A 13,132-nucleotide genomic window follows, 5' to 3' on the forward strand; every position below is an offset into this window, starting at 1 on the left:
GGGTTAACTGAAATGCACAGTGCTTTCTAAATGCATGTCGCTTGCGCTGTGGCAACTGCCAGCAGGCGTACAACTGTTGCAGCCGGTGGCGGCACCAGCCTCGCTTGCTGGTGCGGGATACCAGTGATCAGGGGCTGGTTCATGGCTCTGTGCCAGAAAGGTGTTGGCCAGTTCAAATGCCAGATCACGCGTGCCCCGGTAGCCCACGCTAACTTTGTGTGCGGCGCCGATACGGTCAAAAGTCGGGATGCCGATACGGATAAAAGGCAGATGCAGGCGCTCGGCCAGTTGCCTGCCGTGCGAGTGGGTGAGCAGCAGGTCACAGTCTTGTGCCAGCACTTCCAGATCTTCCAGATCACCGATTTGAACCTGTTCTATAGGCAGTTGCGCCAATAACGGCGAGTGGGTGGTGGTCACCGCGCGCAAGTCACAGCCCATCTCTAGCAAAAACTGGCCGTAGCTCCACAACATGTCGGGTTCGGCACCAATGGCGACGGTTTTGCCGCCGGTATAAAAATGCGCATCCAGCATGGCATCCTGACACTGGCTGCGCTGGCGGCGCAATTTCATCGGGACGGGTGTGCCAGTCAGCTCAGATAAAGATTGCACAAAAGCATCACTGGCGGCCAGCCCAGTCAGGCGGTCAAACAGGCGATAAGGCACGCCGCATTGGGCTTCCAAAGCTTGCGCGGCGGGGCGCATTTGCTCGCCAATGGCCAAGGTATAGCGAGCCGCACCCAGGGTCTGTAACTGCTCCAGAGTGGTGCCGCCCAGTGTAGTCGGTGTAAAGTCGTCTGGAATATGGCCATCCAGCGAGCCGGAAATGTCGGGCACTATCACCGCCTCCAGACCGAACAGTTCGACAATGTCGCGAATTTCCTGCAAGTCGCCCGGTGTTAAATGGCTGCCAGCCAGCACATTGACGAGGCGCGCATGGCGCACGCTCACAGGCTGTGCAAAGTGCTGCACTATTTTCAGCACCGCCTTGCTCCAGCCATCCTGAAACGCGCCCACGTAGTCAGGTGTCGATACATACAGGATATGCATGTCGGCCAGCTCGGGGTGTTTTTGCGCAATCAGCTTGAGATAGGCATCCACATCATCGCCCTTGGTTTCGGTCAGCCCGGTAGAGGCGATGCCGAGGATGGACGGCTGGTTGCGTTTCCAGATATTGACGATGGTCTGCTCGATATTGTCCATGCCACCAAGGATGGTGGTGACCTCGCTCATGGCCGTGGTTTGCATGGGGATCATTTCGCGGAAATGCCGCACAAACAATACCAGCCCGAATGAAGTACAGCCCTGTGAACCATGCAGGGTAGGCAGGCAGTGCTGCAAGCCCATAAAGGCCAGCGCCGCCCCGATGGGTGCGCTCATCTTGAGCGGGTTGACGCTACAGGCTTTACCGGGGCTGAGTACTTGTGCCATGGTCTTGCTCCCTTCAGGCCGCGATGTCGCCGCTGGTCAGTGGCGGCTCATCGCTGCTGACCGCCGTTTCCCACGGCGCTGGTTGCCGCACCTGTTGCCACACCGGGTGATACAGCGATTGCGTGATGTTTTTGACCAGATCCACCATGCCCACATAGCCCGCATACGCATGGTGACGTTCCTGGTTAATATCCAGCCACGGCATTTTGGCCTTGAGCGCCACAAACTGGCTGCGCCCACCCGAGAGCATGATGTCGGCCTTTGCTTCCTTGAGCATGGCATACATATCGCGTGGCCGCATGTCGTCTATCATGTGGGCATCCTCGCCCATGATTTCCTTGATCTTTTCCTTGTCTTCCTCGGTGGATTTTTTGACGCTGGTGCCCACCACCTCCATGCCTGCTTCCTGTAAGGCTGACACCACAGACCAGGATTTGACGCCGCCGGTAATCAGCAACACGCGCTTGCCACTCAGGCGCAATTTGTAGTCGGCTATCGCCGCCCACGCACGGGTTTCTTCACGCGTAATCACTGCTTCGGTACGCGTCATCAACTCGGCATCTGCACCTTGCTGTATCAGCAGGTGGGCAATCTGGCGCAAGCTGTCGCTCATGTCGCCAATGCCGTAAAACGAACCTTCAAAAAACGGAATGCCATAACGCTCTTCCATCTTGCGCGCCACATTAATCATGGCCTTGGAACACACCATCATCGCCGCCTTGGCACGGTGCGACTGCGCCACCTCCTGGTATTTGGCATCGCCTGAAATACAAGCCAGCACGCGGATGCCCAATTCATCCAGCAGCGGTTTGACCTGCCATAACTCACCGGCCAGGTTATATTCACCGATGATATTAATGTCGTACGGCGTGGTGTACTCAGGCTCCTGTGTGCCAATCACATACTCCAGCAAGGCCTCACCCGCCAGCTTGTTGCCCAGGTTTTTTGGTCCGGCAAAGCCAGGTGAATTCACCGGGATCACCGGCTTGCCAAATTTTTCGCTGGCTTTCTTGCACACCGCCTCGATGTCATCCCCGGTCAGCGCAGGCACACAGGTCTGGTAAACAAACACCGCAGGCGGGTCATATTTGGTGATGACTTCTTTAATCGCCTTGAACAACCGTTTTTCACCACCATAAATCACATCCAGTTCGTTCATGTCGGTGGTAAAGCCAGTTCTATAGAGACTGGAATCAGAGGACTTGGCGCCACGGTTATCCCAGGAGTTACCTTCACAGGCAATCGGCCCATGTACCAGATGAGCGACATCGGTAATCGGCTGCAAGGCGATCTTGGCACCATCAAACGCGCAACCACCGGCGGCAGCGCCAGGCGTCAATTGCTTGGTGCAACCTTTCTTGCGTGCTTTTTCATCCTTGGCCTGATTTTTATCGCAGCCGGGTTCATTAAACACGTCCTGAATTTTTTCGTTCAAACTTGCCATGACAAGACACCTGTGGAGTTCTTGTTGTGGTTATTGCAAGGAGTGTGCCACGCTGTGTATGTGTTTTAACTGTATGAATTTAAACAACATTATTTGAAGTGATTGAATGTCGGAAAGCAGACAAATGCGACAATCGGTGTGGGGATAGATGGCATGTTGTAGGGTGAGATGCATGCCCACACGTTGAGGTACTGGATGATGCGATGCCATTTGATTGAGTAGAACGTTATTGTTCTGATTTTTTGATAGTTGGTGAATTCAACGTCGGCGAGTTGGTTTAGTTTTTTGGGTTTATTAATACGGTTTGTTTCGCCTGTAGGCGAGTTACTTTCTGTTGCTTGCCCCACAGAAAGTAACCAAAGAAGAGGGCACCCAGCCATCACGGCCTTCGGCTTCCTTGCGTTGCTCAACAAAGTAAGCGGTCACGAAACTCGCCCTAGCAGCTTGCACACTTCGCAAGCTGCCGCGGAGCTCAGACAGTCGCTCCCTTTTTCCTTACTTTGTTTCCGCTACTCAGCGTGATGGGATGGGATCTGTCTCGCCAAACTCACAGCGTAGAAGTTTGGACCGTTGAAAAACACCAATTCATTTCTTCAATCCACGGATCGTTGCGCTCATCGGGTGTTCGGGGTCCCCATCTGCCGCGCCGAGTAGCGCAGGCAAAATAAGATCAAGCGAGCGGCTGTTCGAATCCCGCGGTGGCCTGCGTTTTGTGCAGGCCGCTAGGATGAGTTTCGCGAGCGCTTATTTTGATGAGCAACGCAGGAAACAAGCGGAAGCTGGGGTGCACTTTCTTTTGGTTACTTTATCTTTGTGCAAGCAAAGAAAAGTAACTCGCCTACAGGCGAAAAGGCGCGTATCAACAGAGCACCAAAGTACTGGGGGACAAGCACCAGAAAGTGACTCGCCTACAGGCGAAAAAGAATATTACATATAACGCACTTCTGTGTGGGCATTCATGCCCATCCTACAGCTAATCTATAAAAAATCAGAAGAATCACTTTTTCTCGACTTTGAGGGGCAAGCGCTTTAGTCCATCTCTCTGGCATGATTCAAGCTATATTTCGGCAAGGCAATCGTCAACGCTTCACTGCCTATCTTCACCTGGCACGCCAGCCTCGATTGCGGCGTCAACCCCCAGGCTTTATCCAACTGGTCTTCCTCCTCATCACTGGCCGCCGCTAGGCTGGAATTACCCTGCTGGATAATCACATGGCAGGTGCTACAGGCACACACGCCGTCGCAGGCGTGTTCCAGGGCAATGCCCGCGTTTAGCAGGGTATCGCACAGCACTTTGCCGGGTTTGGCTTCAATCTGCATACCTTGCGGGCAAAGCTCGGGGTGGGGGAGGATGGTGAGTTGAGTCATACGGTCAGGCTTTCCAGATGCTGGCCAGTGAGTGCCTGCTGTATGCTTTGGTCCATGCGGCGCGCGGCGAAGGTGGACGAGGCGTTGTTAAGGGCTTCGGTGGCGTTGCGCAGGTCTTCGATCTTGTTGCTGTCACCCATGATCAGGGTTTCCGCCAGCGCGTAAATATGTTGCCAGATATGGTCCCATTCGGCTTTGCTGAGCAGGTTGTGGCCGTCTTCGGCCATGGCGGTTTCGGTGGCGTCCAGCAAGCGTCTGGCTTCCACCTGGGCTTCGCGCAAGGCGCGCATGCGCTTGTCGTGTTCGGCGTGTTCGACACCCGCACGTAGCAGGCGGGTGATCTCGTCTTCACTGAGGCCGTAAGAGGGTTTGATACTGATTTGGGCGGCAACGGCACTGGTTTGCTCGATGGCGGAGACTGACAGCAGGCCATCGGCATCGACCTGGAAAGTGACGCGGATACGGGCGGCGCCGGCTACCATGGGCGGGATGCCGCGCAGTTCGAAGCGGGCCAGCGAGCGGCATTCGGCCACCAGTTCGCGTTCGCCCTGAACCACATGAAAGCTCATGGCGGTCTGGCCGTCTTTAAAGGTGGTGAAATCCTGTGCGCGTGCCGTGGGCAGGGTGGCGTTGCGCGGGATGATTTTTTCACTGAGGCCGCCCATGGTTTCCATGCCCAGCGACAGCGGGATGACATCCAGCAGCAGCCATTCCTGGTCTGAGCGGTTGCCTGCCAGCGCATTGGCTTGCATGGCGGCACCGAGCGCCACCACCTGGTCGGGGTCGAGGTTGGTGAGCGGTGGCTGTTTGAAAAAATCGGCCACGGCTTGCCGCAGTTGCGGCATGCGGGTGGCGCCACCGACCAGCACCACACCCTGAATGTCGTTTGTTTGCAAGCCTGCATCACGCAGTGCACGGCGCACCGGGCTAAAGGTTTTCGCCAGCAGTGGCTGGCTCAGCTCAAAAAACAGTTCGCGGCTGAGGATGGCGTGGATGTCGCCGTGGCTCGACAGGCTGCAACGGAGTTCGGTGCTGCTCTGACTGGTCAGGCGTTCTTTGGCCTGACGGCACTCGTTGAGCAGGCTGCGCATGTCGGCGGCATCCAGGGTGTGCAATTGCAAGGTGCCGCATAGCCAATGGTAGATGGCGAGGTCAAAATCATCACCGCCCAGCGCTGAATCACCACTGGTGGCCAGCACCTCAAACACGCCACGGTGCAAGCGCAGGATGGAAAAATCAAAGGTGCCGCCCCCCAGATCATAGACGCAATACACGCCTTCCGCGGCGTTATCCAGCCCGTAGGCAATGGCAGCGGCAGTGGGCTCGTTAAGCAGGCGCAAGACATTGATACCGGCCAGTGTGGCGGCGTCCTTGGTGGCCTGGCGCTGGGCATCGTCAAAATAGGCGGGGACAGTAATCACGGCGCCGGTGAGTTCACCGCCCAGGCTGTGTTCGGCGCGTGCACGCAACACCTTGAGGATATCGGCAGAAATTTCGACCGGGCTGCGCACTCCGGCCACGGTCTCCAGTTTGACCATGCCCGGGCTGTCTACCAGGCGATAAGGCAACTGCCCCAGGTGTTGTATATCTTGCAGGCCACGTCCCATCAGGCGCTTGACCGAGACGATGGTGTTGCGCGGGTCACTGGCGGCGGCAAACTTGGCCTCCCAGCCCACGGTAGTCTCAGCCACCTGATAGCGCACCACCGAAGGCAGCAGGTGGCGACCATGGTCATCGGCCAGTGCCACACATTCGCCACTGCGCACGGTGGCCACCAGCGAGTTGGTGGTGCCTAGGTCTATGCCGACGGCCAGTCTGTGCTGGTGGGGCGCTGCACTTTGCCCCGGTTCTGCAATTTGCAACAGTGCCATAGTCACTCCTCAGAATACGCTGCGCGGGCATGCCCCGCCGTGAAACTTAAACGCTGAAACTCTCGCCGCAGCCACAGTTGGCCTTGGCATTGGGGTTGCTAAACTTAAAGCCTTCGTTGAGGCCTTCTTTGGTGTAGTCCAGTTCGGTGCCATCGAGATAGACCAGGCTGGTTGGGTCTACCAGCACCTTGATACCATGGCTTTCAAAAATCTGGTCTTCTTCACGCGCTTCATCCACAAATTCCAGCGTGTAGGCCATGCCGGAGCAGCCCGAAGTTTTAACACCGACGCGCAGGCCGAGGCCCTTGCCGCGGCTTTCCAGGAATTTTTGTACACGCCCGGCGGCGCTGGGGGTAAGGGTAACAGTCATGTTCGACTCCAGTGGTTTATACCGAGAACGAGCTGCCACACCCACAGGTGGAGGTGGCGTTAGGGTTGGTAATGACAAAGCGCGCGCCTTCCAGGCCTTCCTGGTAGTCTATGGTGGCGCCCATCATGTATTGAAAGCTCATGGCATCTACCAGCAGCGACACCCCGGCTTTTTCTACCACCATGTCGTCTTCGGCCACCTGGTCATCAAAGGCAAAGCTGTACTGAAAACCGGAACAGCCGCCACCGGTCACGTACACACGCAGCTTGAGGCTGGGGTCACCTTCTTCGGCCAGCATTTCGCTCACCTTGCCGGCGGCATTGTCGGTAAAAATAATCGGGGTCGATAAAATGTCGTCACTCAAAACGGCTTCAGTCATGTCAGGCTCCTAGGCGTGGGGCTGGCAGGCGTCGTACTCGCCCTGTTCCAGCCCGTTTTTGTTGCGATAATCGGAAATGGCGGCGCGGATGGCATCTTCGGCCAATACCGAACAGTGGATTTTTACCGGTGGCAAGGCCAGTTCATCGGCAATATGGCTGTTCTTGATGTCCATGGCCTGATCCAGGGTTTTGCCCTTGAGCATCTCGGTCACCAGCGAGGACGAGGCAATGGCCGAGCCACAGCCATAGGTTTTGAATTTGGCATCCTCAATCACGCCCTCGGCATTGACCTTGATTTGCAGCTTCATGACGTCGCCGCAGGCCGGTGCGCCCACCATGCCTGTACCCACATCCTCGGCATTCTGGTCAAAACTGCCAACATTGCGCGGGTTTTCATAATGGTCGATGACCTTGTCGCTATAAGCCATATGTGTCTCCTTAAACAGCCGCCGCGCTGGGTTCGCGGTGCGATTCGGTGCCGTGCACCCAGCTCACGGAAGATAAATCAATGCCGGACTTCACCATCTCCCACAGCGGCGAGAGTTCGCGCAGTTTGCCGATCTTGGCGCCGATGAGCGCAATGACAAAGTCCACGTCCTGCTCGGTGGTATACCGGCCAATCGAAAAGCGGATAGAGCTATGCGCCAGTTCGTCTTCACGGCCAATGGCGCGCAACACATACGAAGGCTCCAGGCTGGCCGAGGTACATGCGGAGCCGCTAGACACAGCCAGTTCCTTGATCGCCATCATCAGCGACTCACCCTCAACGTAGTTAAAGCTGACATTGAGGTTATGCGGCACACGCTGCTGTAAATCGCCATTGAGGTAAGACTCCTCAATCTGTGACAGGCCTGCCCACAGGCGGTCACGCAGCAAGCGGATGCGGGCGTTTTCTTCTGCCATTTCGGACTTGGCAATGCGGAAGGCTTCGCCCATGCCGACAATCTGGTGTACCGGCAAGGTGCCGGAGCGGAAACCGCGCTCATGCCCACCGCCATGCATTTGCGCCTCCAGCCGTACACGTGGTTTGCGGCTGATATACAAGGCACCTATGCCTTTGGGACCATAGGTTTTATGCGCGGAAAAACTCATCAAATCGACAGGCAGCGCTTTGAGGTCTATCTCCACTTTGCCGGTGGCCTGGGCTGCATCCACATGAAAAATCACATTGTTTTCACGGCAAATTGCGCCCAGCGTGGCGATGTCCTGGATCACGCCGATTTCGTTATTGACTAGCATGACCGAGGCCAGCACGGTATCGGGCCGGATCGCTGCCTTGAAGGCTTCCAGATCGACCAGGCCGTTTTCCAGTGGTGATAAGTAGGTGGCGCTAAAGCCCTGGCGTTCCAGTTCGCGCACGGTATCCAGTACAGCCTTGTGTTCGGTGGTCATGGTGATGATGTGCTTGCCCTTGCCGCTGGCATAAAACTGCGCTGCGCCCTTGATGGCGAGGTTGTTGGATTCGGTGGCGCCAGAAGTCCAGACGATCTCTCGCGGGTCGGCATTGACCAGGGCGGCGACCTGTTCACGTGCCTCTTCCACAGCGGCTTCAGCTTCCCAGCCATAAGGGTGGCTGCGCGACGCCGGATTACCAAACAGCTCGGTGAGATAGGGAATCATTTTTTCCGCCACGCGTGGATCGACGGGCGTCGTAGCAGAGTAATCAAGGTATATCGGTTTCATACAATCAACCTGACAAAAGGTGGGTTCAGGCTAGCTTGAGCAAGCTCTGTGCCATGCCGGGATGGATTAATATAACCTTTTGATTTATATGTTAATTTATTAAATTAATGACCAGGCTAACAATGGAGGCTTGTCGTGTTTGTCGTGAATGCGACAAACAAAGCAGAGATATTGTTGTAAGGGTTGTTGCATTGTGCAGGTAGGCAGTTCACCTGCAACAGGTTGTAACAGTGGCTGAGACTATTTAATTGTGTAAAACCTCTTGGTCAAATAGCCGTGAACCCCGTTTTTATCCGGGTTTTGCACCATTCGTATATATCAGCTTCAATGATCATGCACCCCGGCATGAAAATTGCTGAATTCAGCTTAACTCTTCATTTTTCAGGTGGGTATGATGGCGAACTTGTCGGATTCCAGCCACGTGGCACTGGTCACAATTTATGAGATAGGCAAGATACTCAGCTCCTCGCTAGACCTGCAGAAAACGCTACGACAGGTGGTGAACCTGGTCGCCAACCACTTGGGCATGCAGCGTGGCATGGTCTATGTACGCGACGATGGCGACAGTTTGCAGGTACTCGCCTCAGTGGGGTTTAGCAAAGAAGAGGTGGCACGGGCGCGTTTCAAGGTAGGAGAGGGCGTGACCGGTAGAATCTGCCAGATGGGGATGCCTGCGGTGATTCCTGACCTGGTGCAAGAGCCATTATTTTTGAATCGAACTGGTGCGCACCGCTCGGTGGAAGGCATGACCGTCGCCTATCTCGGTGTGCCGATTAAAACCGGGCGTGAAACCATAGGTGTGCTCAGTTTTGAGCGCTTTGCAGAAGACAAGCATGGCCTGTTTGAAGAAGACTTGCAGTTGTTGACCATGGTCGCCAATCTGATCGGACAGACGATTCTGTTAAACCAGCAGGTGACCAGTGATCGCGAACAACTGATGCAGGAGCGTCAGCGTTTGCAGAAAGAGTTAGCAGGCAAATACAGCATAGGCAATGTCATCGGCCAATCCAAACGCATGCGCGAGGTGTTTGCCGATGTGCATATGGCCGCGCCCGGTAACAGTACGATCTTGCTGCGCGGCGAGTCAGGGACCGGCAAGGAGGTCATCGCGCGCTCCATCCATTTTTTGTCTTCACGCAAGGACAAACCGTTTATCAAGGTCAACTGCGCGGCCCTTTCCGAGAGCCTGCTCGAATCAGAACTGTTTGGCCACGAAAAGGGTGCTTTTACCGGCGCCATGCAAGAGCGCAAAGGCCGCTTTGAGCAAGCGCACGGCGGTACGCTGTTTCTGGATGAAATTGGCGATACTTCGGCGGCTTTTCAGGTCAAGTTGTTACGCGTATTACAAGAGCGCGAACTGGAACGCGTTGGCGGCAACAAAACTATCAAGGTTGATGTACGACTCATTTGCGCCACCAACCGTAACCTGGAAGAAGCCGTCAACAAAGGCGAGTTTCGATCCGACCTCTATTTCCGCATCAACGTGATTTCCATCTCGCTGCCAGCCCTGCGCGAGCGCCGCGATGATATCCCCTTGCTGGTAGAAAACTTCCTGGGCAAATTCAACAAGGAAAACGCTGCCCGTGTCAGCATCACCCCCGAAGCCATGAATGTGCTCAGCAACTGTCACTGGCCCGGCAACGTGCGCGAGCTGGAAAACTGTGTCGAACGCTTTGCCACCATGGCGCGCAGCAACCTGATACGCGAGGTGGATATCCCCTGCCAGACCAACCACTGCCTGTCCTCCACGCTGTGGAAATACCAGGCCCAAGGCACCGTGATTCCCATTGCGCCAGTCAATGTCAGCCCGGCCAGCCCACCGCCCCCAGTCGAGTTACCACCGCAAGAGGCGGCTGAAGAGATGCCCCTGACCGAGCGCGAACAACTGGTGCAAGCCATGGAAAAAAGTGGCTGGGTACAAGCCAAAGCTGCACGTCTGCTTAACCTGACGCCACGGCAGATGGGCTATGCACTGAAGAAATATAATATTGAGGTGAAGCGGTTTTGAGTGAATCCTGCTTAAGCTAACCATTGGCGGCGCTGCCTGTTACTGCATGTGCTGGCAAAACTTTATGATGCGCGGGTCTGCCATCGCATACATCGCCCGCGCATTGCATGAGTCACTAGGCCCATGCACATCAGTTGATAGTCCAGTTCTCCACCTTTAAGCCGGTGACCTGGCTAAAGGCCTGATCATTAGTCACCAGAATTGCATCCAGATGCAAGGCATGCGCGGCAATTAGCAAGTCTAGTGGTGAAAGTACCACGCCTTTGAGTGTTAGCTCGGCTCTAATCCTGCCGTAGGTGGTGGTGACTTCGGTATCCCATGCCCGTGAGACGATGTGACGAAGAAAGTTGTCTACAAGTAACTTTAGCTGTGTCGCCTCAGGTCTCTTAGCCAGACCAAAACGAAGCTCGCCTTCGGTAATGGCTGAAATACACACACTGGACATCGGCGTTGAAGTGATCCGCCTGGTGACAGACGGATGCCGCTTCAAAAAATAACTCACCGTGTTGGTGTCCAACATGTATGTCGTCATGACGAGGCACCGTCTAGCGGGTCACGGTCATGCAAGGCTTGCGCACGTTCATTGCTATCGAGAAAGTCGGCTGGCACATTGCTTGCGGCAAGCAACTCAAGAAAGTCGCTCCAGTCCGCGGGTTTGCTGGAAAGGATGACATCGCCAGTCGCTTCATCCTTACGGATAAACACTTCTTTGGTATCAAACCGATATTCCGCTGGCAAGCGTACCGCCTGGCTACGGCCATTGATAAATATTTTTGCAGTCTGACTCATCATCACACTCCAAGTTTTGACATGGTAGATACCAAAGTATATACCATTGATTGGCAGCCAAGCAATGGCGCATATGCAAGATAAGATTAGTTGAAGATAGAGCTGAGCGTAATAAGTGTTATAGACTCAAGGGCATTGTATTTTGCATCTTTATCCAAACAAAATGTCAATGCAAGACTTGACCCGTCGTGTTCCGCGCCGGGCCGTTAGAGTAATGAGTTGGGTATCATCGTTTTACCTTGAATGATTCAATAGCGCTGATACTTCCATTACGTTCCCTTTCTCGCAATATATTACGTAGAGCAACTAGCGAACGTGAATCTCCACCAACAATCATGCGCAGTAATTGCCCGTCATCCGACGCCCAAGCGACGATATTCTTTAAAGTGTTTCTTTCATTCAACGGTAGACTGAGATCTGAAAAACCAGCTCTCCCCTGATCATTTCGAACTTGGAAAGAAATAAATAAAAGATGTTCTGGCTCATTGGGAAATAAAAAATCGCCAGACACGTAATGACGAGTTGGTGGGGCCGGATATATGGTTTCAAGAGACTTCTTAATGTGAAGCCCCGAGGATTCTAGTGTCTGTAGGACACTTACCAGATAAGCCTCAGGGACAGGAAGCAACTTGTCTTCAACAGCCCAGCTGGAGCCATGTTTTGCCACATATTCGCCATCAGCGTAACCGGATCTGTGAACGAACAAATGTCTGCGGTCGTGAATTTCTTCAATTGTCCCAAAAGTTACTGGTTCACTTGTGAGGTCTATTCCTAGGTTCTTTTGATAAAACTTCCGAAGTTCCTTCAGACCACCACTAGTCAAACGTCGGAGTGTCTTCTTGACAATGTGGTGGTATACACCTTCCTGAGCATCTATGGATAGCAGCTGCTCCTGCGAAAAGTCGACTCGACCGTCGGTGAGAAATGGCTCTCGCGACCTAGTGGAAACTTCTTCGATACAATCTACTAAAAATGCCTCGTATGCAGCGACAATACGCACTAGAAGAGTTGAACGCAAGAGTTCAGGATAAACGTCACGAGCGTGGTACGTGACTACTTTTAGCTGGCGTTTCACAACATCTGACCCGAGGTGGAACTCAACCTTCTCGTCCTTCCGGCTTGAGTCTCGCATAGTTTCCCGCCCGCTTTCATAAAGCACTCCGTACGAGTGCATGGTTGCCTCATACAAGAGCCGAATGCGTTGTAGTGTCTTGTGAAAGTCCCGGTATGCGGAAATTCTCATCGTGATGCCCAAGGTTTGACATAATGGGTTTGCTTTAGCGCATCCCGCTTTATAAATGGGGTGAGCAGGTTCATGAGATTCGGACCATTTCAGTAACGCGCCATACAATAAAAAAGACGGCACCAGCAACAAGTAAGCGGAACTGCCAAATGCCATAAAACTGTGCTTTATTGACGTTTTTTTCTAATGCACTTTCTACGCCTTGAATAGCTGCCAAGACAAATTGTGGATGTGGTGGTTGATCTGGATGTGAGCCTTGGCGCAATTGAAGCAGGTTAAAATTTGCCATTAGTGACGTTTGTACCCAAATTACATTTTTACAACCGAAGTGAAAACTAATACCCCAACAGATGATAGCTAAGGCAACAGGAAGTAACCACCACGACAGTGTTAGCCCTTCGGTTTTTTGTACGGCGAAACCGATTGCAGCTCCAGCAGCGGCTAGCAAAAAGTAAGTGTATTTCTCTTGACCAGCTTGATGAGCCTTGTAGAGATTTGAAATTGTGTCGTCGAGTGACATGGCTCATTCCCAACGCTTGAAATAAAGG

General features: G+C 54.0%; 13 protein-coding genes. 1 reads left to right on the plus strand and 12 read right to left on the minus strand.

Going from position 1 to position 13,132, the window contains the following annotated elements; all coding sequences use genetic code 11:
- Positions 1-3 precede the first annotated feature (3 nt).
- The 8 genes from nifN to ACT53G_RS00750 form a co-directional block, all read right to left on the minus strand.
- Complete coding sequence (nifN, locus tag ACT53G_RS00715) at positions 4-1,428, minus strand: nitrogenase iron-molybdenum cofactor biosynthesis protein NifN (RefSeq protein ID WP_476168420.1); 1,425 nt, start codon at positions 1,426-1,428, stop codon at positions 4-6.
- A 13-nt stretch (positions 1,429-1,441) separates the two neighbouring features.
- A complete protein-coding gene (gene nifE, locus ACT53G_RS00720) occupies positions 1,442-2,872 on the minus strand; it encodes a nitrogenase iron-molybdenum cofactor biosynthesis protein NifE (RefSeq protein WP_476168421.1) in 1,431 nt (476 codons plus the stop codon).
- Positions 2,873-3,901: 1,029 nt separating this feature from the next.
- Complete coding sequence (gene fdx, locus ACT53G_RS00725; RefSeq protein WP_476168422.1) at positions 3,902-4,240, minus strand: ISC system 2Fe-2S type ferredoxin; 339 nt, start codon at positions 4,238-4,240, stop codon at positions 3,902-3,904.
- Positions 4,237-6,111 (minus strand): Fe-S protein assembly chaperone HscA, encoded by a 1,875-nt coding sequence (hscA, locus tag ACT53G_RS00730; protein ID WP_476168423.1) that lies wholly within the window; start codon positions 6,109-6,111, stop codon positions 4,237-4,239. Before hscA ends, fdx begins: the two co-directional genes overlap by 4 nt.
- A gap of 46 nt (positions 6,112-6,157) precedes the next feature.
- Entirely contained in the window at positions 6,158-6,481 is a 324-nt protein-coding gene (gene iscA, locus ACT53G_RS00735) for an iron-sulfur cluster assembly protein IscA (protein ID WP_275357062.1), read from the minus strand.
- 16 nt (positions 6,482-6,497) lie between these two features.
- Positions 6,498-6,860, minus strand: coding sequence for an iron-sulfur cluster insertion protein ErpA (erpA, locus tag ACT53G_RS00740; protein WP_194747283.1), 363 nt, complete (start codon positions 6,858-6,860; stop codon positions 6,498-6,500).
- Between the two features lie 9 nt (positions 6,861-6,869).
- Complete coding sequence (gene iscU, locus ACT53G_RS00745; protein WP_476155386.1) at positions 6,870-7,289, minus strand: Fe-S cluster assembly scaffold IscU; 420 nt, start codon at positions 7,287-7,289, stop codon at positions 6,870-6,872.
- Between the two features lie 10 nt (positions 7,290-7,299).
- On the minus strand, positions 7,300-8,544 hold the full coding sequence (locus ACT53G_RS00750; RefSeq protein WP_476168424.1) for an IscS subfamily cysteine desulfurase: 1,245 nt from the start codon (positions 8,542-8,544) through the stop codon (positions 7,300-7,302).
- Between the two features lie 391 nt (positions 8,545-8,935).
- On the opposite strand from ACT53G_RS00750, the gene nifA reads away from it, so the two are divergent.
- Positions 8,936-10,552, plus strand: coding sequence for a nif-specific transcriptional activator NifA (nifA, locus tag ACT53G_RS00755; protein WP_476168425.1), 1,617 nt, complete (start codon positions 8,936-8,938; stop codon positions 10,550-10,552).
- A 130-nt stretch (positions 10,553-10,682) separates the two neighbouring features.
- On the opposite strand, the gene ACT53G_RS00760 is transcribed toward nifA, so the two are convergent.
- From ACT53G_RS00760 to ACT53G_RS00775, 4 genes are all read right to left on the minus strand, one after another.
- Positions 10,683-11,084, minus strand: coding sequence for a PIN domain-containing protein (locus tag ACT53G_RS00760; RefSeq protein WP_476168426.1), 402 nt, complete (start codon positions 11,082-11,084; stop codon positions 10,683-10,685).
- A complete protein-coding gene (locus ACT53G_RS00765; RefSeq protein WP_476168427.1) occupies positions 11,081-11,344 on the minus strand; it encodes an antitoxin in 264 nt (87 codons plus the stop codon). The genes ACT53G_RS00760 and ACT53G_RS00765 overlap by 4 nt, the downstream gene beginning before the upstream one ends.
- 223 nt (positions 11,345-11,567) lie before the next feature.
- On the minus strand, positions 11,568-12,473 hold the full coding sequence (locus ACT53G_RS00770; RefSeq protein ID WP_476168428.1) for a hypothetical protein: 906 nt from the start codon (positions 12,471-12,473) through the stop codon (positions 11,568-11,570).
- Positions 12,474-12,654: 181 nt separating this feature from the next.
- A complete protein-coding gene (locus tag ACT53G_RS00775) occupies positions 12,655-13,104 on the minus strand; it encodes a hypothetical protein (RefSeq protein ID WP_476168429.1) in 450 nt (149 codons plus the stop codon).
- Between the last annotated feature and the right edge of the window lie 28 nt (positions 13,105-13,132).

The organism is Methylophilus sp. DMC18 (genome assembly GCF_056314005.1).

Coding starts and splice junctions, on each gene's coding strand:
- nifE (WP_476168421.1), bottom strand. CDS start 2,872: ATGGCAAGTTTGAACGAAAAAATTCAGGACGTGTTTAATGAACCCGGC.
- nifN (WP_476168420.1), bottom strand. CDS start 1,428: ATGGCACAAGTACTCAGCCCCGGTAAAGCCTGTAGCGTCAACCCGCTC.
- iscA (WP_275357062.1), bottom strand. CDS start 6,481: ATGACTGTTACCCTTACCCCCAGCGCCGCCGGGCGTGTACAAAAATTC.
- ACT53G_RS00750 (WP_476168424.1), bottom strand. CDS start 8,544: ATGAAACCGATATACCTTGATTACTCTGCTACGACGCCCGTCGATCCA.
- hscA (WP_476168423.1), bottom strand. CDS start 6,111: ATGGCACTGTTGCAAATTGCAGAACCGGGGCAAAGTGCAGCGCCCCAC.
- nifA (WP_476168425.1), top strand. CDS start 8,936: ATGATGGCGAACTTGTCGGATTCCAGCCACGTGGCACTGGTCACAATT.
- ACT53G_RS00770 (WP_476168428.1), bottom strand. CDS start 12,473: ATGCGAGACTCAAGCCGGAAGGACGAGAAGGTTGAGTTCCACCTCGGG.
- iscU (WP_476155386.1), bottom strand. CDS start 7,289: ATGGCTTATAGCGACAAGGTCATCGACCATTATGAAAACCCGCGCAAT.
- fdx (WP_476168422.1), bottom strand. CDS start 4,240: ATGACTCAACTCACCATCCTCCCCCACCCCGAGCTTTGCCCGCAAGGT.
- erpA (WP_194747283.1), bottom strand. CDS start 6,860: ATGACTGAAGCCGTTTTGAGTGACGACATTTTATCGACCCCGATTATT.
- ACT53G_RS00775 (WP_476168429.1), bottom strand. CDS start 13,104: ATGTCACTCGACGACACAATTTCAAATCTCTACAAGGCTCATCAAGCT.
- ACT53G_RS00760 (WP_476168426.1), bottom strand. CDS start 11,084: ATGACGACATACATGTTGGACACCAACACGGTGAGTTATTTTTTGAAG.
- ACT53G_RS00765 (WP_476168427.1), bottom strand. CDS start 11,344: ATGATGAGTCAGACTGCAAAAATATTTATCAATGGCCGTAGCCAGGCG.